We start from the raw sequence: 23,852 nt of genomic DNA on the forward strand, positions 1-23,852 counted from the left end.
TGAATTCCGTCATGCCGGAGGGCGAAGTGGCCGGGTGAGTTCTTGTGGAGATCCCCTGCGCGCACTGTGCGGCATGGGGGTGCCTCGCCACCCGAGATCATCCAAGCTCATTCATCCGATGTATTCTTGGGTAGCGCACAGGTACGAGGAGGTCATCACGATGCCGGTCACCGATGAGGCGATCGAGAAGATCAAGTTGATGATCGTCAGCGGTGAGCTGCGACCGGGTGACCGGCTGCCCAAGGAGGCCGACCTGGCCGAGCGGCTGGGACTGTCCCGCAACTCCCTTCGGGAAGCGGTCAAGGCCCTCTCGCTGATCCGGGTACTCGACGTGCGCCAGGGCGACGGGACGTACGTGACCAGCCTGGAGCCCGATCTGCTGCTGGACGCGATCGGCTTCGTCGTCGACTTCCATCAGGACGACACGGTGCTGGACTTCCTCGAAGTCCGCCGCATTCTGGAACCGGCCGCCGCGGCCATGGCCGCCCAGGTGATGCCGCGCGAGGACATCGCCGCGCTGGAAGAGGCGCTCGACGGTCTTCCACCGGATCCTTCGGTGGAGGAACTCATCACGAACGACCTGGAATTTCACCGTCTGATCGCCCACGGTGCCGGAAACCCGGTGCTTTGTTCGCTGATCGAAGGGATCTCCGCGCCGACCGCGCGGGCGCGGGTCTGGCGCGGGTTGACGGAGGAAGGCGCGGTGAAGCGCACTCGCGACCAGCACCGGGCGATCCAAGGGGCCATCGCCGGCCGTGACCCCGAGCTGGCACGGTCCTGGATGACCGTGCATGTCGCCGGTGTCGAACAGTGGCTGCGCAGCACCCTCGGCAGCAGCGGTTCGGCACGCTGACGGCTTCTCCGCGTCTCCCCGGCCTTCACACGGTTCACGTTTGCCCGGCCTTTCCGTTCCGCGCTCGTGAATCGGCCCCGGACCGATGCCGTGCGGCCCGGCTCGACGAGGACGCCGCCGCGGCGACCGAGCCCGGCCCCCGTGACAGAACCGGACCCAGAACCCGACGAAGCACTCCTGGGGTCCGTCCGGGCTCAGCGGCCCCTGCGCACCCGGGCCGCCGCCCGGGCCTCCGCCGCCTTGCGGGCCTCGGCGGTCTTGCGGGACTCCTTGCCGGGACGGCCCGGACGGCTGCCGAGGCCGCGGAAGGGCACGTTGCCGCTGGTGGCCTTCGTCCCGGCCGGCGGTCGCTTCGCACCGGTGATGGCGGTCAGCGTCGCCTCGCCGGAGCGCACCGGGGTGACGGTCGGCCGGACACCGGCATCGGACATCATCCGGTTCACCTCGCGCCGCTGGGCGGGAGTGACCAGGGTGACCACGGTCCCGGACTGTCCGGCCCGCGCTGTGCGCCCGCCGCGGTGCAGGTAGTCCTTGGGGTCGGCCGGCGGATCGACGTTGACGACGAGGTCGAGCGCGTCGATGTGAATGCCCCGCGCCGCGACGTTGGTGGCCACCAGCACGGTGATGTCACCGTCCGCGAACCGGGCGAGCGTGTGCGTGCGCTGCGGCTGCGACTTGCCGCTGTGCAGGGCGCCGGCCCGCACACCGCCGGCCCGCAGATGACGTGTGAACTGGTCGACGCCCGCCTTGGTGTCCAGGAACATCAGCACCCGGCCGTCCCGAGCGGCGATCTCGGTCGCCGTGGCGTACTTGTCGGCGGGGTGAACGGTCAGGACGTGATGGTCCATCGTGCTCACCGAGCCCGCCCCGGGGTCGACCGACGCGTGGACCGGGTCGTTCAGGTGACTCCGCACCAGCTGCTCGACGTGGCGGTCGAGCGTGGCCGAGAACAGAAGCCGCTGCCCGGCGGAGGGGACCTGTTCCAGAATGTCCGAGACCTGCGGCAGAAACCCCAGGTCGCACATCTGGTCCGCCTCGTCCAGCACCGTGATCCGGACGTGGTTCAGATGGCAGTCCCGGCGCGACACGAGGTCGGCCAGCCGCCCCGGTGTCGCGACGACCACCTCGGCGCCGCTCCGCAGCTCCGCCACCTGCCGGTTGATCGACAGCCCGCCGACCACCGTCGCCAGCCGTATGTTCAGCGTCCGCGCGTACGGCACCAGGGCGTCGCTCACCTGCTGGGCGAGCTCCCGGGTCGGCACCAGGACCAGCGCGAGCGGCCGCTTCGCCTCCGCCCGCCGGCCCGCCGTCCGGACGAGCAGGGCGAGCCCGAAGGCCAGCGTCTTGCCGGACCCGGTCCGCGCCCGTCCGAGGACGTCACGGCCGGCCAGCGCGTCGGGCAGCGTCGCCGCCTGGATGGGGAACGGTTCCGTCACCCCGAGCCCTCTCATCGTCTCCACCAGCTCCGGCGGCAGCCCGAACGTGTCGAAGGACGCGGCCGGGGTCGCTTCCGGCGACGCTGTCACTCGCGGGGACGTGCCACCCCTGGAGAGTCCGGAGGCCGACGGCTTCGCGTTCATGAGGCACCTTCCTGATCTGGCGCCCGGAACGCACCGGGGTCCGTACCGTTCGGTACGGACCCCGGTGCGATGAAGCGCGGGCACAGCTTATCAGCGGCCCGGAATGCACCTCCGGCGCCGATTTCTCCACCTTCGCCGACGCCCACACCCCTCGACCACGTCCTGCACCGGTCGCACTGGCGCCGCAGGCGCCGATTCCAAGCCCGCATCAGTCATTACGAGCGACGCGGACACAGCCCCTGAACCGCCCAGCAGTCGGAACGAGCGCCGTTGCAGTACTAGCCCGCCTCGCGTTCCGCGAGGGTCCGGTCGCGGTCCGCCAGTTTGCGGAGCATCTCCAGGACGCGGTCGCGGGACTCGTCCGCCGCGTCGATGGCCTCCACGCACTGCCAGTACGAGGCCTCGTCGTCGGCCGCGGAGGCCATGCCGACCAGCGCGATACCGACCTCGCCGAGGAGTCCGCCCAGGTGCAGCAGGACCTGCCGGGCGTCACCCAGGTCGGTGAGCATGGCCGCGCGCAGTTCGCCCGTCCCGAGTCGCGGGGTGTCCAGCACACCGCAGCCACGGCCCGCCACCTCGGTCAGTCCCAAGGCCTCGCCGCGGAGTTCGGGCGGGCCGGTGACCGCGAGGCGACTTCCTATCGCCTGGGCGAGCGCCTGCGCCTGCCACACCTCGGCCGAGAGTTGCGGTACGTCGCCGGCAGTGGCGAGGGCCCGCCTGCTCGTCGCTATGAGCCGCACAGCGTCCATGCGCCGCCCCTGTCTGTCCGACGCGCTGCCCACGCGTCCGCCCAACTTCCTTGTTCACTACCCAGAGTGAGACCGTTTGAGACAGAACACCTGTCGGAAGGTGGAAATCTGGGGACAACAATTCGAAAACGGTCGACATATCGACTGCGGAGAGTGACAGCGGAGAAGTCCGCTCCGCAGAAGGGCGGTCCCCGAAGGGGCAGCCCCGGAGGGCCCGTTCAAACCGGGAAGCGGTGCTCGTTGCGGTCGATCTTGGCTGCCAGTGCGGCCAGGGGGTCGATGCCGAGCACCTCGCACAACTGGAGGAGGTACGCGAGCACGTCGGCCACCTCGTCGCCGACGCGGTGCGCGGTGTCGGGGTCCTCCATGACGCGGGCCGACTCCTCCGGCGTCAGCCACTGGAAGATCTCGACCAGTTCGGAGGCCTCCACACTGAGCGCGGCGACGAGGTTCTTCGGGGTGTGGTACGGCTGCCAGTTCCGCGCCGCGGCGAACTCGGCGAGCCGGCGCTGGAGTCCGGCCACGTCCGGCGGGGCGGGCGGGCCGGCGGGGGCGGTGGAAGCGGCGGGGTCACTGGGGCGCGTCGATCCGGGCGTGTCGGTCACGGCTCAGGTGTACCACCGTGACGCCGTCCGCCCCCGCGATCCAGGAGGCGTCGCTCACCGCGCCGACCAGCCGGATGTGGCCGCGCTCGCACATCCGCGCCGCCAGCCGCAGCATTTCCGCGCGCTGGTGCGGGTCCATGCCCCGGTCGAGCCCGTCGGCGAGCACGGTGAGGGTCTGCAGCGCGGCCGGGACCTCGCCGGGCGCGTCGACCTCCAGCACGCCGGGTCCGGTGAGCAGCACCAGGGCGAGCGCGACGTACCGCAGCTCGCCGTCGCCCAGCCGTCCGAGCTCGGTACGGATCCCGTCGCCCCGGTCGAGCAGGGCGCGGACCAGTCCACCGCCGTACGGTTCGGCGAGCAGGCCGGCGACCGGCCCGGCGCATCCGGCGCGCACGGCGGACACCAGGAGCCCGTACCGGATCGCGCACTCGGTGTGGGTGCGCCACAGCACGTCGGCGAGGTTGCCGCAGTCGCCGAGCAGTCGCCCGGTACCGGTCGGCACGGGGTCGCGCATGCCGTCGGGCCGGGGGTCGCAGGCGAAGACCGAGCGCAGGGCCACCACCATCTGCTCGGCCGCGGCCAGCACCCTGCGCTCGCCGGGCGTCCGGCCGGCGACGCGCAGCGGCAGCAGCGCGGTGCCCAGCCGGTCGTCGGGCAGCGGGCCGCGGGTGACCGGGGCGGACCCGGCGGTGTGCCAGGCGGCCTGCACCGTGCGGCGCCGGGGGTCGCGCAGCGCGGTCTCCAGCAGGACCACACCGTCCGCCGTCAGCCGCTCCCCCACGATCCGCAGCCCGGGCTGCGCCTGGACGGCGACTTCGAGCCGGACCGGTCCCTCGGGGCCGTCGGCGGTGCAGCCGATGCGGAAGCCCCGGCGGTCCTGTGCGTCGGCGCGGGCCCGTTCCGGCACGCACGCGTCCGGGTCGGGGAAGGCCTCGCCGAGTTCGGCCCCGCCCCCGAGCCGGGCGAGCGCCTCGTAGGCCCGCAGGGCGCTGGTCTTGCCGCTGCCGCTGGCCCCGGTCAGCAGGGTGAGGGGCCCGAGCGGGAGCCCGGTGTTGCGATGCCCGGCGAAGGCGGACAGCAGCAGCTCGGTGATGTGCGGCCGGTCCGGGCGCCCCCGGGCGCCGCCCTCTCCCGGGGAGGCCCCGGCGGACGGGGCGGAGGACAGGGAGGGGGGCGGGGACAGGGAGGGGGGCGGGGACAGGGAGGGGGGCGGGGACGACAGGGAGGACGCGGACGGCGGCGACAGGTGGGGCGGGGTCATGTGCGGGACGCTAGGGCCACGGCGCGGGGCGAACCGTTCCGCTTGTGCGGGCTTCCCACGATCGGGCGAAGCGGACGCCCGCGCGTTCACTCTCCGGACCCGACGACCTGCCCGGGACCTGCCCGGGGGACCTGCCCGTCGGACGGACCCTAGCCGTCCCCGGGGATCCCGACGCCCTGCATCAGGCCCGCCACTTCGGTGCCGGCCGGGGTCAGCAGGAAGACGTTGCGGTCGACGCGGTGCATGCCGCTGCCCAGGCCGAAGACGACGCCGGTGCTGAAGTCCAGTATCCGTTTGGCGACGTCGCCCTCCGCGCTGGTGAGGTCGAGCAGGACCGGTATCCCGGCCATCAGCGTCTCCGCGACGTCGCGGGCGTCCGCGAACACGTTCACCCGCAGGACCACGAAGCGGCGTCGCGCCTCGGTCTCGGCCTCGGGCATGGACCGGTGGCCCACCGAGGACGGCCAGGCGTCGCGGCCCCGCAGCGGAACGACCTGGGCGAGCCCCTCCCACTGTTCGTCGGTGACATCGTGGCTGTTCACCGGCATGCTCCGTCCTGGGTCGCGCTGACTGTCTGCATCGGGCAATTCTTACGCATGGCCACCCGTTCGGCCCAATGCGACACACTCCGCCACTTCGGGCCGTCCGGCGTGAGCCCTTCTGTCCCGGGGGCCGGGTCCGATGACTTCTACGCTGCTGTAGATAATGACTGTCGACACCGGCCGGGGCCCGGCGTGCCGCAAGGCGTGGAGCCGCCCGCCCCGCACCCGGGCGGTGCGGTCCGGCCTCTTGCGGGAACATGGCCCCCGTCGGAATCGTTGGACCGCTGACAGACCCCACCAGCACATATACGAGGAGCCACGCACGTGTCCGCCAGATCGACGGACCCCCCGGGGCACAGTCCCCGACCACCCCGTCATGCAATTGTTGAAACCGGCACCCGGCGGGGTGGTGTTCGATGAGTGTCGTAGAGGCCTTGCTCGGCCTGCTCGCCGTGTTCGTGCTCACCGCCGGCACCGGCTATTTCGTCGCCCAGGAGTTCGCCTACGTCTCCGTGGACCGGCTCGCCCTCGCCCGTGAGGCCGAGGCCGGGGACCGCAGGGCCGCCCGTGCCCTGAAGGTGCTGGAGCGGCTGTCCTTCATGCTGTCGGGCGCGCAGCTCGGCATCACCGTCACCGGTCTGGTCGTCGGCTTCATCGCCGAGCCGTCGGTGTCCGCGCTGCTCCGGCCGGCGCTGTCCGGCCTCGGACTGCCGGACGCGGCCCTGAGCGGCATCTCCGTCGTGCTCGCCTTCGTCCTGGCCACGGTCATCCAGATGGTGCTCGGCGAACTGGCCCCGAAGAACCTCGCCATCGCCGTGCCCGAGCGGCTGGCGAAGGCGCTGGCCGGCTCCACCCTGGCCTATCTGAAGGTCGTCGGACCGCTGGTGCGGATCTTCGACAACGCCGCCTCCCGGCTGCTGCGCCGGATCGGCATCGAGCCGGTCGAGGAACTGCACCACGGAGCCACACTGGAGGAGCTCGGCCATCTGATCGGCGAGTCCCACGAGAGCGGGGCACTGCCCGGGGACACCGCCACCCTGCTGGACCACGCGCTGGAGTTCTCCGAGCGGAGCCTGCACACGGTGATGGTGCCGCGCGCGGACGCCGTCTTCGTCCGCGGGGAGGCGAGCGCCGACGAGGCGGTCGGCCTGATCGCGGCGCACGGCCATTCCAACTACCCCGTGCTCGGGGAGCACCCCGACGACGTCGCGGGGGTGCTGGGCGTGCGCGAGCTGATGGCGGTGCCCGCCGACCGGCTGGCCGGAGCCACCGCCGGCGCGATGGCCAGGCGGCCCCTGCTGCTGCCGGACACGCTTCCGCTGCCGGACGCGGTCGCGCGGATGCGCGAGCAGGACGACGAGTTCGCGGTCGTCCTGGACGAGCACGGCGGTGTGGCCGGCATCGTCACCTACGAGGACATCGCCGAGGAGCTGGTCGGTGACATCGCCGACGAGTCCGACAAGGTCTCCGAACTGGCGGTCGCCGACGGCGACGGCTGGCTCGTGGACGCGGGCCGCCGGCTGGACGAGGTCGCCGAGGCGACCGGCGTACGGCTGCCCGAGGAGGACGACTACGAGACCGTGGCCGGGCTGATCGTGGACCGGCTGGGCCGTTTCCCCACCGTGGGTGACCGGGTCACCGTCGGGCTGCCCGAGGACGGCCACGCGGTGATCGACGTCCTCACCCTGGACCGGCATGTCGCCGAGCGGGTGCGCCTCACCCGGATCGCGCCCCTGGCGGAGGAAACCGGGAAGACGGAGGAGCCCGCATGAGTTTCCCGATGGCTCTCTTCGTGACCGTGCTGCTGCTGGTCGGCAGCGGGTTCTTCGTGGCGGCCGAGTTCGCGCTGGTCGCCGCCAAACGGCACCGCATGGAGAAGGCGGCGTCCGAGGGGCGGCGCGGCGCCGGTGCCGCTCTTGCGGGCATGCGCGAACTGTCGCTGATGCTCGCCGGTGCCCAGCTCGGCATCACGGTGTGCACGCTGGGTCTGGGCTCGGTGTCCAAGCCCGCGATCTCGCACGAGCTGGACCCGCTGCTGCACAGCCTGGGTCTGCCGAGCGCGGTCAGCTACGGTGTGGCGTTCGCCGTCGCGATGACCGTGGTGGTGTTCCTGCACATGGTGGTCGGCGAGATGGCGCCCAAGTCGTGGGCGATCGCCCATCCGGAGCGTTCCGCGATGCTGCTCGCCCCGTCGTTCCGGGCGGTGGTGAAGGTCGTGCGGCCGCTGATCCACGTGCTGAACGTGGTGAGCAACGCACTGGTACGGCTGTGCCGGGTGAGTCCGCGCGACGAGCTGGCCTCGGTCCACGACCGGGAACAGCTCACCCACCTGGTGGTGGAGTCGGAGCGGCTCGGCCTGATCAGCAAGACGGACTCGCAGTTGCTGACCCGCTCGCTGACCGAGCCCGACACCCCGGTCTCCGCCCTGCGGATACCGGCCGACGAGATCGACTCCGTCGAGGGGGACGCGGACGTCGACGAGGTGCTGCGGGTGGCCACCGCGTACGACCGGACCCGGCTGCTCGTCCGTGACGGCGGTACCGTCCTCGGCGCGATCCACGCGCGTGACGCGCTGGTCGCCCGCGCCCGGGGGCGTGCCACGAGCGCCCGCGAGCTGGCCCGCCCGGTGCCCGAGCTGACGGACACCACGACGGTCGCCGACGCGATCGACGTGCTGCGCCGCCGCCGGGGCACTCTCGCGGTGGTCCGGGACGACACGGGCCGGCTGACCGGCCTGGTCACCCTGGACGACCTGCTGGCCCGGCTGATGCTGCCGGCCGGGGGCTGACCACGCCCCGGCCGCGCGCACGACAGAACGCCGGCCGGACCGCAATCCGCGGTCCGGCCGGCGTTCTGTCGTATCAGTGGGCCCGTGCCCGGCGTCGGCGCACTGCCTCGAGTCCTTCGGCGGTCCGCGTGACCACCGCCGAGGCGGTGGTCACGGCGAAGACCGTCGTCAGCGGGCCGTGCCGCCCGCGAGGGCGGCGGTGCCGGCCTCCGCGTTCGCGGCCACGGCGTCGGACGCAGCCTCCGCGCTCTCCTCGATACGGGCCGAGGCGAGCGGGACGGGCCGGAACATGGGCGGTTCCTCGTCCGGGAACAGCGCGGTGGGTCCGTACACCCAGTCGGTGAAGGCGTACTCGGCGGGGTCGATGCCCCGCATGATCGTGTTGCGCTGCAGCCGCTCCGTGCCGTCGAGGTGCCACAGCTCGCCCCAGGCGCGGGCGGTCGTCAGGATCCGGCGGCAGTGCTCGACGCGGACCGCCTCGTACGCGGCCAGTGCGGCGTCCCAGTCGACGGCCGAGCCGGCGGCGCCCTCGGCGCGCAGCCGGGAGACGTGCCGGGAGAGGACCCAGCCGTCCTCGATCGCCATGATCGCGCCCTGTGCCATGTACTGCAGCGGCGGGTGGGCGGCGTCGCCGAGGAGGACGATGCGGCCGTGCACCCAGGTGTCGATCGGGTCGCGGTCCATCATCTGCCACCAGCGGTCCCGCCACATCAGCGGGATGCCCTTGCCCACGGTCTCGCAGGTGCCCTCGAAGGCCGCGTCGAGTTCGTCGGGGGTGCCCCAGTCCTCCTGCCCGGCGAGGGCCTTGGGCGACTGGAACACGGCGACCTGGTTGAACATGTCGCCGCCGCGCAGCGCGTACTGGACGAAGTGGCAGCGGGGTCCGACGTAGACGGTGACGTCCTTCTCGGCGATGCCGTTGTCCCGGACCTGCTCGATCGGGACGGCCGCCCGGTAGGCCACGTAGTCGGAGCTGACGACGTCGTCGCCGACCAGTTTCTGCCGGGCCACGGAGCGCAGGCCGTCGGCGGCGATGACGAGCGGCGCCTCCTCGGTGTGGCCGTCGGCCAGCGTGATGCGGGCGCCGCCGACCGTGTTCTCGACGTTCTCGTAGTCGACGACCGTCTGGTCGGTGACCAGGTCCACGCCGGCCTTCCGGCAGGCCCGCAGGAAGAGGCCGTGCAGGTCGCTGCGGTGGATGACCATGTACGGGAAGCCGTAGCGGCGCTCGAGGTCGCCCAGATCGAGGCGGATCAGCTCGCGGGAGTCGAGCGCGTCGCGCATGACCATGTTCTCGGGGACCACACCGAGTTCCTTGGCCTCGTCGAGCAGACCGTACTCGTCGAGGATGCGGGTGCAGTTGGGCGCGATCTGGAGGCCGGCGCCGACCTCGCCGAACTCCTTGGCCCGTTCGAGAACGCGGACGGCCAGCCCCTCCCGGGCGAGGGCGAAGGCGGTGCTGAGGCCACCGATGCCACCGCCGACGATGATGATGTCGGGCCGGCCTTCGGTGGGAGGGGTCGCTGGGGTCATCGTGATCTTCCTGTCTGAGCCGGGGGCCCGGCGCTGTGGGTCAGAGCCAGGGACCCAAAGTGGGTGCCGGGCCGCCGTCGGGGGCGGTGAGGGCGTGCCTGCGCCCGGTGAGGTAGGCCGTGATCTCGGCGAGCGGGCCGGTGAGCGCGGTCGGCTCGCCGTCGCCGGGGAGTTCCCGGACCTCTCCGGTGCCGGTCTCCGTCAGGCGCAGCGCCGGGCCGGGGGCCTTGGCGCGCTTGGCGATGACGTCGTCGCAGAGCGCTGCGAGGAAATCGGCCGGCAGGTCGGCGAAGGTGATGCCGGCCTCCAGGTCGACGGCGTGGACGCACACCTCGCGGGAGCGCATCCAGGGCAGTTCGGTGGCGGGCACCGTACGGCCCTGTGCCGTCACGACCGGGTTCTGCCACTGGCCGTCGCCGAGCCCGGCCGTCGACGCGGCGAGTTCGGCGGCGGAGCGGCGCAGCCATCCGGTCAGTTCGGCGGCGGGCATCCCGACGCCGCGTTCGATGCCCGCGGCCCGTTCCTCGGGGGACGCGTACATCGGGGTCTCTTCGCCGGTGGCCGCCCAGTGCACGAGGTTGCCGAGGGCGTCCGCGTTGGCGGCGACGTGGGCGACGACGTGCCTGCGCTGCCAGCCGGGCAGCGCGCTGGGCGCGTCGTAGGTCTCGTCGTCGAAGTCGGCGGTGGCCTCGAGCACCAGGTTCGTGCCGAGCTCCGCCCAGCGGCGGGCGTCGTCGAACGAGCGGGTCATCAGGCCTGCTTCTCCTCGACGACCTTGTTCTCCAGGCGGCCGATGCCCTGGATCTCGGTGACCACGGTCTCGCCGCCGAGCAGGTAGCGGCCGGGCTTGCGGGCGTGGCCGACGCCGCCGGGGGTGCCGGTGGCGATGATGTCGCCGGGGTTGAGGCGGATGATCGTGGAGACGTACTCGACCAGGGCGACCGGGTCGAAGAGCAGGTCACCGGTGTTGTCGGACTGCATGACCTCGCCGTCCACGGTGAGCTTGACGTCGAGCGCGGGGCGGACGCCGCCGGGCAGGTCGTCGGGGGTCACCAGGTACGGGCCGACGGGGGTGGTGGAGTCCCAGGTCTTGCCCTGGAGCCACTCGCGGGTGCGGAACTGCCAGTCGCGCGTGGTGATGTCGTTGAGCACGGTGAAGCCGGCGATGGCCTGCTCGGCCTGCTCGCCCTTGGCGCGGCGGACCTGCTTGCCGACGACGACGGCGAGTTCGACCTCCCAGTCGAACTGCTCGGTCTCCTCGGGGCGGACGATGTCGTCCGTCGCGCCGATCAGGGAGTCGGCGAACTTCGCGAACAGGGTGGGGTGTTCGGGCAGGTCCCGGCCCATCTCCTGGATGTGGTTGCGGTAGTTGAGGCCGACGCAGACGACCTTGGACGGCTGCGGGACCACGGGTGCGAGGTCGGCGCCCTCGACGGGGTACGTCGTCGCGTCACCGGCGGCGGGGGCGGCGGCGAGCTCCGCCCAGTCGTCCTGCGCGAGGAGGGTGCCCACGTCGGGGAACCCGAGGTCGACCAGGACGTCACCGTCGAGCCGGACGGCCTTGGTGGTGCCGTCGGTACGGAGGGTGGCGAGCTTCATGAGCGGGTGGTTCCTTCCACGTGGGTACGGTCGAGCCGGAGGGCTTCGAAGATCGGGGAGTCGCTGAACCGGAAGAGGTCCAGGGCGCCGGAGTCGGAGTCGGTGGAGCCGGCCTCGGAGCGCACGGAGAGCGGCTGCCAGGACGGGACGACGAACAGGTCGCCGCGGGTCACGGACCAGGAGGTGTCGCCGACGGTGACGGTGCCGGAGCCGTCGAAGACCTGGTAGACGGACGAGCCGGTCTCGCGCACCGGGGCGGTCTCGGCGCCGCGCACCACGCGGTGCACCTCGGCGCGGATGGTGGGCAGCACGTCGGTGCCGTTGGACGGGTCGGTGAACCGGACGGCGGCGTGGCCGGGCTCGACGGTGCCGCCGAAGCCCTCCTTCTCCAGGGCGAGCTGGTCGGTGAGCGCCCGGTCGGTGTGCTCCCAGCGGTACGCGAGGAGGGGCGTGCCGGGGGCGTTCACGGCGGCGGCGACGGGACGCAGCCCCGGGTGTCCCCAGAGGCGCTCGGAGCGGGACCGGTCCGGGGTGATCCGCTCGGCGTCGCTGATCTCGTCGCGGCCGAACTCGAAGAACTGGGACTCGCTGGTGTACTGGAACGGGATGTCCAGGCCGTCGATCCAGGCCATCGGCCGGGAGGTGGCGTTGTGGTGGGCGTGCATGTTCCACCCGGCCTGCGGGAGGAAGTCGCCGCGGCGCATGGCCACCGGGTCACGGCCGACGACCGTCCACACGCCCTCGCCCTCGACGACGAAGCGGAAGGCGTGCTGGGTGTGACGGTGCTCGGGGGCGTCCTCGCCGGGCATCAGGTACTGGATGGCCGCCCACAGGGTGGGCGTGGCGAAGGGCCGTCCGCCGAGGGCGGGGTTGGCCAGTGCGATGGCGCGCCGCTCGCCGCCCCGGCCGACCGGGACGATCTCGCCGGCCTGTGCGGCCAGCTCCCGCAGCCGCTCCCAGCGCCACAGGTGCGGCACGGCGCGGGATCGCGGGTGAGCCGGCATGAGGTCGCCGATCTCGGTCCACAGCGGGACGAGCAGCTCGCTCTCGAAGCCCCGGTACAGCTCCTCGAGCGCCGGGGTGACGTCGGGCTGGTCCGCGGCACTGACGGCGCTCAGGCGGACGGGGGAGCCCGTGGCAGAGGGGGTGCTGAATGAGGTAGTCACGCGAGCAGCATCTCCCTCGTCCCAGGGAACGAACGTGTAAATTCTGGAGAGCAGAACCGTTGACGCCGGGAGGCCCGCCGTGGACAAGCCCCTCAAGACGCCGCCGCCGTACGCGATCACGAGCGTCGACCACGCGCTGCGGGCCGCGACGATGCTCCAGCTCGAGGGCGCGCTGACCGTCACCCAGGTCGCCGAGCGGCTCGGGGTCGCCCGGTCGACCGCGCACCGGCTGCTGGCCATGCTGGTCTACCGGGACTTCGCGGTACGCGACGAGCAGCGCGTGTACCACGCGGGTCCGGTGCTGGAGCTGGCGACGCACTCGCGCTCCCTGGTGTCGCGGTTGCGGACGGCGGCCCTGCCCCATCTGCACCGGGTGGTGGACCTGCTGAACGAAACCACGAATCTCACCATCCGCACCGGGGACACGGCCAGGTTCATCGCGAGCGTGGAGTGCCACCAGTCGCTGCGGGTCGGTTCCCGCGAGGGGATGGTCTTCCCGGCCCACCGTACGACGGGGGGTCTGCTGCTGCTCGCCGAACTGAGCGAGGAGGAACTGGCGGAGGTGTACGCGCCCGAGCGCTACCGCGACCGGCCGCAGGAGCGCCCGGATCTCGACCGGCTGTCCAAGGAGCTGAAGGGTGTCCTCAAGGGCGGCTTCGCCGTGAACCGGAACCGCTCCGAGCGCGGCCTGGTGGCCGTCGGCGTCCCGGTCCACGACCGGGAGGGCAGGACCCTGGCGGGCCTGTCGATCTCCATGCCCGGCATCCGCTACGACCCGCACGACCTCCAGTCCCTGGTCGGCACCCTGCAGGCGGCGGCCCGGGCCCTGGGCACGGACCTGATGACGACGACCTGAGCGGCCTCCGGTCCCGCGGCCGGTCCGCTCGTGGCGTGCGTGGAACGGAGGGTCAGGGCTGGTCCGGCGCCTGCGCCGGTGCCGGTGGCTCCGTGGCGCCGTCGCTCAGGAGGCCCGTCCAGCTTTCCGCGAGGATGTCGATCATGGCTTCGCGGTCGGCCTTCCAGCGGCCGGGGGTCCAGTGGCGGGCGACGTGGTCGAGCTGGGCGATGACGAGGACGCCGCGCAGGTGGCGGCTTTCCGGGGCGAAGCGGCCGGCCCGGTGGAGGCCCTCCTCGACGTCGCTGACGGCCTCGTCCAGCCAGGCGTTCACCAGTCCGCGCAGATCCGGGTCGACCGCCGCCGCCTCGAACGCGGCCACCAGGTGGGGCCGTACGGAGTCCCAGCGGCCGGAGATGTCGTACAGCCACTCGGTGATCGCCTCGCGGCTGCCGTCCTGGACGACCTCGACGAGGCGCCGGGCGGTGGAGCGGCGGGCGGGCGAGTCGACGCGTTCGAGCTTCTCGTTCAACTCGCCGATGAGCGCCCGCATCAGATCGCTGCGGGACGGAAAGTACGCGTAGAACGTCACCCGCGTGGTGCCCGCCGCGGCCGCGATGTCGTCCACGGTCGTCGCGGCGTAGCCCTTGGCACGGAACAGGCCGAGCGCCGAGTCCAGCAGAAGCTGGCGGGTCATCCGCTTCTGCGCCTCGCGAAGACCTGCCATGTCAGCGCCCCCGTCCCTGGGGGGCGGACGTGTCGGACGGAAGGGGCAGCGGGCCGGCGGTGGGGGCGGTCATGGCGTTCATCGTAGCGCCGGGCACCGCGCCCGACCTCGGAGTCCTCACCCCAGGATTGTTTCCAATACATGGCGCACATTTCCTTGACGGAACGTAAAGCGGAGTGCCATTCTCGCCGTCACCGCGCTTGATTCGCGCCACTCCTACAGCCCGACCCGGCGCTCCTCCCCCCACTCCTGGCCACGTTCACCCGGGGCCGGACGGGCGTATCCACCGATCCAGCTCCCCCGTCGCGGATGTGAAGCCGCAGCACTTCCCGGCCCATGGTTCAGAGAGGAACTCCCCGAGTGAGGTACTTCGTTGCGCGCCGGACGCCGTTGGTCCGGCCGGAGCGGCCGCCCGCCGGCTGATCACCGCCGGCCGTCCCCGGCCGTGGCCGCGGCGCCCCGGCCCGCGGGCGTCGGGCGGCGTGCCGTGCTCGACGGCACCATCCGACCGGTTCCCGACGTTCCCCGCCCCCAGGGGAGCCGAACGAACCCACCCGCCCGTCCGGCTCCCGGCGCACGCGCTGCGCCCCAAAAGCCCGTCCGGGCCGTCCGACCCGCCTCCCCCACGCCCTGAGCGGCGGCTCACCACCACACCGGTATCGGCCACAAGGGGCCGAACCGTCTCACCATCCCAGTCAGGGAGAACGCAGTGACGCTCAACAACGGGACGACGACGTCCCCCGGCCCTTCCGCGGGGGCTGCCCGGAGGCCGGGCTACGCGGGCACGCTTGCGGCCGCAAGCTGCGCGGTGTTCGTGGCCCAGCTGGCCAATGCCCTGCCGGCCTCACTCAACGGCCTCTTCCAGCAGGACCTGGGCACCCACGGGTCCCAGCTGACCTGGATCACCGCGGCCTTCATGATCGCCGTGGTCGTCTTCGAGTTCACCTTCGGTGTCCTCGGCGACCTGTTCGGCCGCCGCAGGCTCATCGCCGCGGGTGCGGCGATGGTCGTCGTCGGCAGCATCGTCTCCTCCCTCGCGCCCAACGTGCAGACGCTGTGGGTCGGTGCCGCCCTGAACGGTCTCGGCGCCGGTGCCATGTTCCCCGGATCGCTCACCATGATCGCGGACGTGGCCCGCAGCGCCCGGGAACGGGCCCGCGCCATCGCGCTGTGGAGCGGCTTCCTGTCCGCCGGCGCGGCGGTCTCCCCGCTGATCGGCGGCGTCTTCGCCAAGATCGGTTCGTGGCGTGGCTCCTACATGGTCCTCGTCGCGCTGGCCCTCGCGAGCGTGCTGCTCAGCCTGACCATGGCCAAGGAGTCGAAGGCCGCCGAGGGGCGCCGCCTCGACGTCCCCGGCCAGATCACCTTCGCGATCGGTCTCATCCTGGTGCTGTACGCGGCCGTGGAGGGACCCGAGAAGGGCTGGGGCGAGCCGGACATCATCGGCGCGTTCGCCGTCGGCGCGTGCTTCCTGGTCGCCTTCGTCCTGATCGAGCGCCGGGCGGACTCCCCGATCCTCAACCTGACCCTGTTCAAGGACCGCGCCTTCACGGTGGGATCGATCGTGGCCGTCATCGGCATGATCGCCTTCCTCGGCGCGTGCTTCGCGACGAGCATGTGGCTCGGCCCCGTCCAGCACCAGGACCCGCTCCGCGTCGCCGTTCCGTTCCTCCTGCTGCAGGGACCGGCGTTCGTCCTGATCCCGGTCGTCTCCCGGCTGCTCCACCGGGTCGCCCCGAACTGGCTGCTGACCACGGGCTTCCTCCTGATGGCCGTCGGCTCGTTCCTGTGCACCCGGCTGGACGTCACCGACCGGAGCCTGACCCCGTTCGTCCTGCCGACCCTGCTCATCGGTATCGGCTTCGCCCTGGGCGTCAGCTCGATCACGGCCGTCGCGCTGAACAGCGTGCCGGGCCGGCTGGCCGGCATGGCCAGCGCCACCACCAACATGCTGCGCGACCTCGGCTTCGCCCTGGGCCCGGTGGTCGTCGGCGCGGTCGCCCTCAGCCGCGCGGGTGACACGTTCTCCTCGAAGCTGGCCGGCTCGGACCTGCCGCCCGACCAGCTGGGCGCCGCCACCGAGATCGGCCAGGCGGCCGGTCCGATCGCCATCAACAGCCTGCCGCCGGACGCCCCCGGCGCGGCCGCGCAGAGCATCGCCCTCGACGCCCTGGGCAGCGGCTACAGCCTCGCCTACATGGTGTGCGCCGTCGCCGCCCTCGTGGCCGCCGTCGTGACCGTGGTGGGCATGGCCGGCGTCCGCGCCCCCCAGGCCCTGGACACGGAGCACACGGCCGGAAAGACCCCGGCCGGGCAGCCCCAGGCCCCGACCGCGGTCTGACGCGGTCGTCCGCCCCGCCCCCTCACGAAGGCCCCGGCCGTCGGCGCACACCGCCGACGGCCGGGGCCTTCCCCGTGTGTCAGCCCGCGACGACCGCCTCCGCCGCCGCGGTCCCGCACACGCGCGCCGCGCCGTACGTGGCGACGTGCAGCGCGCCACGCGGCGCGGACTGCGGCACGCCCATCTCCACGACCACGGTGTCCGGCCCGGCCGTGAGCAGGGTGTCCAGGGCCGTACGCATCCACGGGTGCCGGTGCTCGTCGCGGACCACGGCGACCACGCGCCGGCCGGCCGCCGCCTCGAGTGCCCGCGCACCGGCGTCGGGGCCGGTGAAGGAGCCGGTGGCGGTGCCCGGCAGCAGCCGCGCCAGTTCCGCGCCGACGCCCCAGGGGGTCTCGTCGCCGACGGCGATGTTGGCGGCGGGGTGGAAGGTGGCCACGTACACCGGTCCGGTGACCGGCGCGGCGGCCCCGGGGCGGGTCACGGTCACCGCGCGGCGGGCCGCCGTGAGGCCGATCTCCGGCTCGCGGCCGCCCTCGGGGGCCGGGGAGCGCCGCATCCCGGCGGTCCAGTCGGCCAGGGCGCGGACCCGGGCGGCGGCGTCGGCGAGCCGCTCCTCGGAGAGTTCGCCCGAGCGGACGGCGGCGACGAGCGCGTCCTGGAGTCCCTGCACCGTGTCCTCGTCGCACAGCCCGCCGCCCACGCAGATCGCGTCGGCGCCGGCCGCGATGGCCAGGACGACTCCGTGTTCGAGACCGTAGGTGCCGGAGATGGCGCGCATCTCCATGCCGTCGGTGACGATCAGCCCCTGGTAGCCGAGTTCGCCGCGCAGCAGGCCGGTGAGGATGCGGTGGGAGAGGGTGGCGGGGCGGTCCGGGTCGAGGACCGGGACCCTGATGTGGGCGCTCATGACGGCGCGGGTGCCGGCCGCGATCGCCGCCCGGAACGGCTCGAGTTCGCGTTCGTGCAGGGTGGCGGCGTCGAGGTCGATGTGCGGGACGGCGTGGTGGGAGTCGACGCTGGTGTCGCCGTGGCCGGGGAAGTGCTTGGTGCAGGCGGCGACGCCGGTGGACTGCAGTCCCTCGACCCAGGCGGCGGTGTGCCGGGCGACCAGGTCGGTGTCGCGGCCGAAGGAGCGGACGCCGATGACCGGGTTGTCCGGGTTGGCGTTGACGTCGGCGGAGGGCGCCCAGTCGAAGGTGACGCCGCACTCGGCGAGCCGGTGGCCCAGTTCGCGGGCGACGCCGCGGGTGAGGGCGGTGTCGTCGACGGCGCCGAGGGCGTGGTTGCCGGGGAAGGAGGAGCCGGTGCGGACCTCCAGCCGGGTGACGTCGCCGCTCTCCTCGTCGATGGCCACGAGCAGGTCGTCGCGTTCGGCGCGCAGTTGTGCGGTGAGGGCGGCGACCTGCTCGGCGGTGGCGACGTTGCGGCCGAAGAGGGCGACGGAGGCGAGTCCCTCGGCGAGCCGGCGGCGCACCCAGTCGGGCGCGGTGGTGCCGGCGAAGCCGGGCTGGAGCACGGCCAGGGCGTCGCGGGTGAGGGTGTCGGTGCCGGTGGTGGATGTCGTCATCGGGTGGCGTTATCCCTTCACTGCGCCCGCGGTCAGGCCGCTGACGGCCTTGCGCTGCAGGAAGACGAAGAGGATCAGGATGGGGACGGCGAAGAGCGACGAGGCGGCCATGGTCGCGCCCCAGTCGTTGCCGAACTGGGTCTGGAAGCTGGACAGCCACAGCGGCAGGGTCTGCGCCCCGGCGTCCTTGTTGAGCACCAGGACGAGGGGGAACTCGTTCCACGCGGTGATGAAGCCGAACATGGAGGTGGACATCAGTCCCGGCGCGAGCAGCGGCAGGATGACCCGCCGGAACGCCTGGGCGCGGGTGCAGCCGTCGACCATCGCCGACTCCTCCAGCTCCTTCGGCACGGCGGCGACGAAGCCGCGCAGCGTCAGGATGGTGAAGGGGAGGATCATCATCATGTAGAAGGCCGTGAGCGGCACCAGGCTGTTCAGCATCGAACCGTCCCGCACGATCATGTAGATCGCGATGACCATGACCTCCCAGGGCGCCATCTGGGCCAGCATGAAGCCGATGACGAAGCCACGCCGCCCCTTGAACCGCATGCGCGCCAGGGCGAAGGAGCCGGCCAGCGCGATGAACAGCGAGAAGAGAACGGCCAGGCAGGTGACGGTCAGCGAGTTGCGGACGTACGTCCAGAAGTGGTCTGCGTCGGTCGCGGTCCTGAAGTGCTCGAACGTGACCTCGGTCGGGAACCAGACGGGGGTCTCCGAAATGATGTCGCCGGTCGGCTTGAACGCCGTGGCGAACATCCAGTACACGGGGAAGACACAGATGACGAACAGGACGACGGCCGTGACGTTGGGCCACAGGCGGCCGAAGAGCGAGCGCTTCACAGCTCGTCCTCCTCTTGCTTGAGCACGATCCTGAGGTAGTAGGCGGTCAGGCCGAGCATGATCAGGATGGTCAGTACGGCGATCGCCGCGCCCATGCCGTAGTGCTGGTTTCCGACACCTTCGACGTAGGCGTAGACGGGCAGGATCTCGGTGAGCCGGTCGGGGCCGCCGCCGTTGAAGGTGAAGACCTGGACGAACGCCTTGAAGATCCAGATGATCTCCAGGAACGTCGTGGCGTAGAGGAACGGCCGCAGGAACGGCAGGGTGACCGTGGTGAAGCTGCGCCAGAGGCCGGCGCCGTCGAGGGAGGCGGCCTCGTACAGTTCGCCGGGAATGGTGGTGGTCGCCGCGTAGAGGTTGATCGCGACGAACGGGACGGACATCCAGACGATCAGCAGGGTGACGACGAAGAACGTCGACATCTGGCTGCTGGTCCAGCTGTAGTCCGCCATGGAGTGCCAGCCGAGCTTGTCCAGGACCCAGTTGACGACGCCGAAGCGCTGGGCGAACAGCCACTGGTAGACGGTGGTGGCGGCCACCACGGGCATGGCCCAGGCCAGCACCAGGCCGATCAGCAGGGTGAACCGCATCCGCTTGCCGAGGTGGGCGAGCAGGAGACCGGTCAGCGCGCCCAGGACCATGGTCAGGGCGACGTTGACCGCCGTGAACAGGATGGAGCGGAGGGTGACCCGCCAGAAGTCCTCGCCGGTGAGGACCTCCTTGTAGTTGTCGATGCCGTTCCACTCGGTGACGTGCTGGATCAGCTGCGCCATGTTGAGGTTCTGGAACGACAGCAGTACGTCCTTCAGCAGCGGCCAGCCGAGCAGCAGCACGGTGACCGCGCAGGCGGGCAGCAGCAACAGGTACGGGGCGAGCGCGCCGGCACGCGACGCGGCTCGGGATGTCGGCCTGCCGGGTCCCCCGTCGCCCGTCTTGCGGACGTCCGCCGGCCCGGAGGGCGGCCGTTCGGTCTGCACGGTCATGCTCGCGATCTCTCTTCTCGACGTACTCAACGCCGGGGCGGGGCCGCCGTGTGGCCGGCCCCGCGCTCCGGTCCGTGCGCTCGCGCGCCTACTGCTCCTGCGCCAGGCGCTTGTTGAACTCGCCCTCGACCTGCGCGGCGGCCTCGGCCGGGGACTTGCCGTTGAGCACGGCCGTCATGTACGCCTTGATCGGGTTGGGCGCGTTCTCGACCGCGGCCCACTCCGGGATCAGCGGGGTGGTGCCACCGACGGCGGCGGCCGGTGCGGCGGCCTCGGCGGGGGCGTTGCCCTTCAGGTTGCCCTGCAGCGACTCCTTGTTGGGGATGACGCCGTTGAGCTTGGCCAGCTGTCCCTCGTACTTGTCGGAGAGGGCGAGCTTCAGGAACTCCTGGGCGAGGTCCTGCTTCTTGCTGCCCGCGGCGACGGCGAGGTTGGAGCCGCCGAGGAAGACGCCCTCGGGCTGTCCGGCCGTGTCGCCCGGGATCGTGAAGTAGCCGATGTCCTGCTCGATCTTCGGGTTGGCCTCGATGGCGATGCCGGCTTCCCAGCCCATGCCGATGAACGCGCCGACGTCGCCCTTGGCGAAGACCTCGCCCTGCTGCGGGGTGGCCTCGTCCTTGTCCTTGGGCGCCTTGGACAGCGCCTGGAACTTCTTGTAGGTCTCCATGGCGGCGGCGACCTTCGGGTCGTCGAGGTTGGAGACGTGCTTGTCGCCGTCCTTCTTGACCAGTTCGCCGCCCTCACCGATGACGAGTCCGACGAAGTGGTACCAGTTCTGTCCGGGCAGGTAGATCGGCTCCGCGTCGGTCTTGTCACCGATCGTCTTGAGCGCGTCGTAGAACTCGTCGCGGGTCGTGGGCGTGTCCTTGAGGCCCGCGTCGGCCCAGACCTTCTTGTTGTAGAGGACCACGCGGTTGGCGAAGTACCACGGCGCCGCGTACTGCTTGCCGTCGAAGACGGACGACTCGTTGAGGGACTCGGTCCAGTCCGCGCCGATCGACGACTTCAGCTCGGTGAGGTCGGCGAGGCCGCCGGTCTTGGCGTAGGCCGGGGTCTGCGTGTTGCCGACCTCGAAGACGTCGGGCGGGTTCTCCTCGGACAGGGCGGTGGTCAGCTTCTGCTGGATGCCGTTCCACTGCTGGACCTCGAACTTGACCTTCGCCTTGGTCTTGGTCTCGAACTCCGTGGCGAGGTCCTTCTGCCAATCGTCGGGCGAGGAGCCGTCCATCACCCACACGGTGAGCGTCTGGCCCTCGTAGCCGTCCGCCCCGGTGCTCTTGCCGTCGCCGTCGTCTCCCCCGCACGCAGCGACGGAGAACAACATGCCCGCGACCCCGATCGCGGCTATCAGCTTGCGCTTCACGCGCCACCCCTCCTCAGGAATGCCTTCCACACCCACACCCTCGGCGGTGACCCTCGCAACGGCGCGGCACTCGGCGGGCTGGGACCCGGCTTCCTCTAAATGGTTTAGACCAGCAAGGGGGAGCTTGGCCTAGACCTATGGCCCTGTCAAGGGTCGCGCGGTCAATCGCCCGAGCCGCTTCCGGCACCCCCTCCGGGGCCTGCAACTCCCCCCAAACGGGGACGTGTCGAGGGTTGGACTAGACCAAAAGAGGGTGTGCGGTTATAACGGGACCGCCGAGCGTGCGGCGCCGAACCCGGCAGTCCGCCGACGTGCACCGCGGCCGGCGCCTGCCGTCCGCGCCGCCGGACCCCGCAGCCGGAAGGCAGGTCATGAGCACGGACCTCAGCAGCGCCCGGGCCGACACGGGGGTACCGGACCCCCTCGGCCGCGTCCCGAAGTACTACCGCATCAAGCAGTGCTTACTGGGAATGACCGAGGCGCGCCCGCCGGGTTCGGCGATGCCGGCCGAGCGCTTCCTCGCCCTCGAGTTCCGCACCTCGCGCACCACCGTCCGCAAGGCCCTTCAGGAGCTGGTGAGCGAGGGCCGGCTGGTCCGCATCCAGGGCAAGGGCACCTTCGTCGCCCGCCCGAAGATCTACCGGACCCTCCAACTGACCTCGTACACCGAGGACATGCGCAACCAGGGCCTCACCCCCGCCTCGCGGGTCCTGAACATCGACTACATGGCGGCCGGTGAGGAGCTGGCGGCCCTGCTCGAGGTGGAGCGGGGCGAGAAGGTGCTGCGCGTCGAGCGGCTGCGGCTGGCCGGGGGCGAGCCCATGGCGATCGAGGCGACCCATCTGTCCGCGCGCCGCTTCCCCGGCCTGCGCCGGAACCTGGCCCGCCGCACCTCGCTCTACACGACACTCACCGAGGTGTACGGCGTACGCCTGGCGGAGGCCGACGAGACCATCGAGACCTTCCCCGCCACGCCGCGGGAGGCCGGACTGCTGCACACGGACGTGGGCCTGCCGATGCTGCTGCTGTCCCGCCACTCGCGGGACGAGACGGGAACGCCGGTGGAGTGGGTCCGCGCGGTGTACCGCGGCTCTCGGTACCGGTTCACGGCGACGCTGACGCCGCCCGCACCTTGACGCCGTCCGCACCTCGGCGCCGACGGAACCCCTCTTGACATGCTCGGGTTCAGATGTTCCTTGACACGCATCATTGGTCCAGGCCAATATCCAACGCACCGATCAGTCCGGGCCATCAGGCCTGAATCCGTCGCATCGGGCGCCCTCCCGCGCCGCGATCCTCCCCCTTCCCTTCCCGTCACGCGCACCACTCCGTCCGGAGGTCCCGCATGGCCGACCACGGCCGCATCGGCGGTCACCCGCGTCTGCTGCGACTGGCGCACTCCGTGCTCCAGCCGGGCTTCACCGGCACCACCGTGCCGGACTGGGTGCGCCGCCGGATCTCCGAGGGGCTCGCCTCCGTCGTCCTGTTCGGCCGCAACATCCACGGCCCCGAGCAGGTGGCAGCGCTCACCTCCGCGCTGCACGCCGAGAACCCCGACCTCGTCATCGCCCTCGACGAGGAGGCGGGCGACGCCACCCGCCCCGACGCCCGCACCGGGGCGTTCCGTCCGGACAACCGTGCGCTGGGCACCCTCGACGACATCGATGTCACCGAACGGGTCGCCCACGGCGTCGGGCGAGACCTGCACACGCTCGGCATCACCCTGAGCCACACGCCGAGCGCCGACGTCGCCCCCGCTCCGCACCACCCGGTGATCGGGGTCCGCTCCTTCGGCGCGCGCACCGACGTGGTCTCCCGGCATGCCGCCGCGTGGGTACGGGGCCTGCAGTCGGCGGGGATCGCCGCCTGCGCCAAGCACTTCCCGGGCCACGGCGACACCGTTGTCAGCCGCCGTCTCGGGCTGCCGCAGGTGCCGGCACGGGCCGGGACCGTGGCCCTGACCGCGCTGCCGCCGTTCATCGCCGCGATGGACGCGGGCGTGCGGGCCGTCATGACCGGCCACCTGCTGGTCCCCGCCTACGACGACCGCCGGCCGGCGACCCTGAGCCGCGCCGTCACCCAGGACCTGCTGCGCGGCGAACTCGGCTTCACCGGTCTGGTCGTGACCGACGCCGTCGAGATGGGCGCCGTGGCCGACCGCTACGGCATGGCCGGCGCCACCGTCCGGGCCGTCGCCGCGGGGGCCGACGCGGTCTGCGTCGGCGGCGGGCACGGGCACGCGGACGAACGGACCACGGCCCGGCTCGCCGACGCCCTGGTCCGCGCCGTACGGGACGGGCGCCTGCCGGAGGAGCGGCTCGCCGAAGCCGCTTCCCGCGTACAGGAGTTCGCCCGCTGGTCGGGCGGACTGCGGCGGGACGCGGCCGGCTCCGGCAACAGGGCCGGGGCCGGCATCGGCCCGGCGGCGGTCCGGCACGCCGCGGTTCGCAGCACCTGACCGGTTCACCTCACCCCGGCCTCTGCCCTCCTCCTTCCCCCATGTCCCGGTCGCGCGCA

General features: G+C 72.0%; 20 protein-coding genes and 1 pseudogene. 7 read left to right on the forward strand and 14 right to left on the reverse strand.

From position 1 onward, the window contains the following. The first annotated feature begins 160 nt into the window (after nt 1–160). Entirely contained in the window at nt 161–853 is a 693-nt protein-coding gene (locus ACIF80_RS23045) for a FadR/GntR family transcriptional regulator (protein ID WP_399807617.1), read from the forward strand. 194 nt (nt 854–1,047) lie between these two features. On the opposite strand, the gene ACIF80_RS23050 is transcribed toward ACIF80_RS23045, so the two are convergent. The 5 genes from ACIF80_RS23050 to ACIF80_RS23070 form a co-directional block, all read right to left on the reverse strand. Next, nucleotides 1,048–2,433: a DEAD/DEAH box helicase gene (locus ACIF80_RS23050; protein ID WP_399807620.1), complete on the reverse strand. Its 1,386-nt coding sequence runs from the start codon at nt 2,431–2,433 to the stop codon at nt 1,048–1,050. 278 nt (nt 2,434–2,711) lie between these two features. After that, a complete protein-coding gene (locus ACIF80_RS23055; RefSeq protein ID WP_399807622.1) occupies nt 2,712–3,182 on the reverse strand; it encodes a DUF6099 family protein in 471 nt (156 codons plus the stop codon). A 218-nt stretch (nt 3,183–3,400) separates the two neighbouring features. After that, nucleotides 3,401–3,706, reverse strand: coding sequence for a nucleotide pyrophosphohydrolase (locus ACIF80_RS23060; RefSeq protein WP_399808232.1), 306 nt, complete (start codon nt 3,704–3,706; stop codon nt 3,401–3,403). 46 nt (nt 3,707–3,752) lie between these two features. Then, the gene (locus tag ACIF80_RS23065; protein WP_399807625.1) at nt 3,753–5,048 is read right to left on the reverse strand and encodes an ATP-binding protein; all 1,296 of its coding nucleotides are present in this window, start codon (nt 5,046–5,048) and stop codon (nt 3,753–3,755) included. Nucleotides 5,049–5,197: 149 nt separating this feature from the next. Then, nucleotides 5,198–5,596, reverse strand: a complete 399-nt coding sequence (locus ACIF80_RS23070; RefSeq protein ID WP_399807628.1) for a cell division protein SepF — start codon at nt 5,594–5,596, stop codon at nt 5,198–5,200. A gap of 410 nt (nt 5,597–6,006) precedes the next feature. Between ACIF80_RS23070 and ACIF80_RS23075 the strand changes: the two genes are divergently transcribed. Together ACIF80_RS23075 and ACIF80_RS23080 are read left to right on the forward strand one after the other, a co-directional pair. Next, nucleotides 6,007–7,362, forward strand: a complete 1,356-nt coding sequence (locus tag ACIF80_RS23075; protein WP_399807630.1) for a hemolysin family protein — start codon at nt 6,007–6,009, stop codon at nt 7,360–7,362. Further along, nucleotides 7,359–8,378 (forward strand): hemolysin family protein, encoded by a 1,020-nt coding sequence (locus tag ACIF80_RS23080; protein WP_399807632.1) that lies wholly within the window; start codon nt 7,359–7,361, stop codon nt 8,376–8,378. The genes ACIF80_RS23075 and ACIF80_RS23080 overlap by 4 nt, the downstream gene beginning before the upstream one ends. A 168-nt stretch (nt 8,379–8,546) precedes the next feature. On the opposite strand, the gene ACIF80_RS23085 is transcribed toward ACIF80_RS23080, so the two are convergent. Genes ACIF80_RS23085 through ACIF80_RS23100 form a run of 4 tightly spaced genes read right to left on the reverse strand, consistent with a single transcriptional unit; the run spans nt 8,547 to nt 12,676 of the window. Continuing rightward, nucleotides 8,547–9,911, reverse strand: a complete 1,365-nt coding sequence (locus ACIF80_RS23085; RefSeq protein ID WP_399807635.1) for an FAD-dependent oxidoreductase — start codon at nt 9,909–9,911, stop codon at nt 8,547–8,549. Nucleotides 9,912–9,951: 40 nt separating this feature from the next. Next, nucleotides 9,952–10,662 (reverse strand): maleylpyruvate isomerase family mycothiol-dependent enzyme, encoded by a 711-nt coding sequence (locus ACIF80_RS23090; RefSeq protein ID WP_399807637.1) that lies wholly within the window; start codon nt 10,660–10,662, stop codon nt 9,952–9,954. After that, nucleotides 10,662–11,510, reverse strand: a complete 849-nt coding sequence (locus tag ACIF80_RS23095) for a fumarylacetoacetate hydrolase family protein (RefSeq protein ID WP_399807639.1) — start codon at nt 11,508–11,510, stop codon at nt 10,662–10,664. The genes ACIF80_RS23090 and ACIF80_RS23095 overlap by 1 nt, the downstream gene beginning before the upstream one ends. Further along, nucleotides 11,507–12,676 (reverse strand): cupin domain-containing protein, encoded by a 1,170-nt coding sequence (locus ACIF80_RS23100; RefSeq protein ID WP_399807641.1) that lies wholly within the window; start codon nt 12,674–12,676, stop codon nt 11,507–11,509. Before ACIF80_RS23100 ends, ACIF80_RS23095 begins: the two co-directional genes overlap by 4 nt. A gap of 79 nt (nt 12,677–12,755) precedes the next feature. Here ACIF80_RS23100 and ACIF80_RS23105 point away from each other — a divergent pair, with 79 nt between their 5' ends. Beyond that, entirely contained in the window at nt 12,756–13,532 is a 777-nt protein-coding gene (locus ACIF80_RS23105; RefSeq protein WP_399807644.1) for an IclR family transcriptional regulator, read from the forward strand. Between the two features lie 52 nt (nt 13,533–13,584). Here ACIF80_RS23105 and ACIF80_RS23110 read toward each other — a convergent pair whose 3' ends face one another. After that, entirely contained in the window at nt 13,585–14,238 is a 654-nt protein-coding gene (locus tag ACIF80_RS23110; protein WP_399807647.1) for a TetR/AcrR family transcriptional regulator, read from the reverse strand. Between the two features lie 709 nt (nt 14,239–14,947). Here ACIF80_RS23110 and ACIF80_RS23115 point away from each other — a divergent pair. Further along, complete coding sequence (locus ACIF80_RS23115; RefSeq protein WP_399807650.1) at nt 14,948–16,579, forward strand: MFS transporter; 1,632 nt, start codon at nt 14,948–14,950, stop codon at nt 16,577–16,579. A gap of 79 nt (nt 16,580–16,658) precedes the next feature. On the opposite strand, the gene ACIF80_RS23120 is transcribed toward ACIF80_RS23115, so the two are convergent. The 4 genes from ACIF80_RS23120 to ACIF80_RS23135 form a co-directional block, all read right to left on the reverse strand. Then, the gene (locus ACIF80_RS23120) at nt 16,659–18,149 is read right to left on the reverse strand and encodes a glycoside hydrolase family 3 protein (protein ID WP_399807652.1); all 1,491 of its coding nucleotides are present in this window, start codon (nt 18,147–18,149) and stop codon (nt 16,659–16,661) included. 9 nt (nt 18,150–18,158) lie between these two features. Beyond that, complete coding sequence (locus tag ACIF80_RS23125) at nt 18,159–18,989, reverse strand: carbohydrate ABC transporter permease (protein WP_399807654.1); 831 nt, start codon at nt 18,987–18,989, stop codon at nt 18,159–18,161. Then, a complete protein-coding gene (locus ACIF80_RS23130) occupies nt 18,986–19,972 on the reverse strand; it encodes a carbohydrate ABC transporter permease (RefSeq protein WP_399807656.1) in 987 nt (328 codons plus the stop codon). Before ACIF80_RS23130 ends, ACIF80_RS23125 begins: the two co-directional genes overlap by 4 nt. A gap of 88 nt (nt 19,973–20,060) precedes the next feature. Further along, nucleotides 20,061–21,335 (reverse strand): extracellular solute-binding protein, encoded by a 1,275-nt coding sequence (locus ACIF80_RS23135; RefSeq protein ID WP_399807658.1) that lies wholly within the window; start codon nt 21,333–21,335, stop codon nt 20,061–20,063. 371 nt (nt 21,336–21,706) lie between these two features. Here ACIF80_RS23135 and ACIF80_RS23140 point away from each other — a divergent pair, with 371 nt between their 5' ends. Together ACIF80_RS23140 and ACIF80_RS23145 are read left to right on the forward strand one after the other, a co-directional pair. Then, on the forward strand, nt 21,707–22,471 hold the full coding sequence (locus ACIF80_RS23140) for a GntR family transcriptional regulator (protein ID WP_399807661.1): 765 nt from the start codon (nt 21,707–21,709) through the stop codon (nt 22,469–22,471). Nucleotides 22,472–22,680: 209 nt separating this feature from the next. Continuing rightward, nucleotides 22,681–23,775, forward strand: a pseudogene (locus ACIF80_RS23145) (glycoside hydrolase family 3 protein); the annotation flags it as partial. Between the last annotated feature and the right edge of the window lie 77 nt (nt 23,776–23,852).

Source organism: Streptomyces sp. NPDC085927 (assembly GCF_044540975.1).
In the GTDB taxonomy this organism is placed as follows: domain Bacteria; phylum Actinomycetota; class Actinomycetes; order Streptomycetales; family Streptomycetaceae; genus Streptomyces; species Streptomyces hirsutus.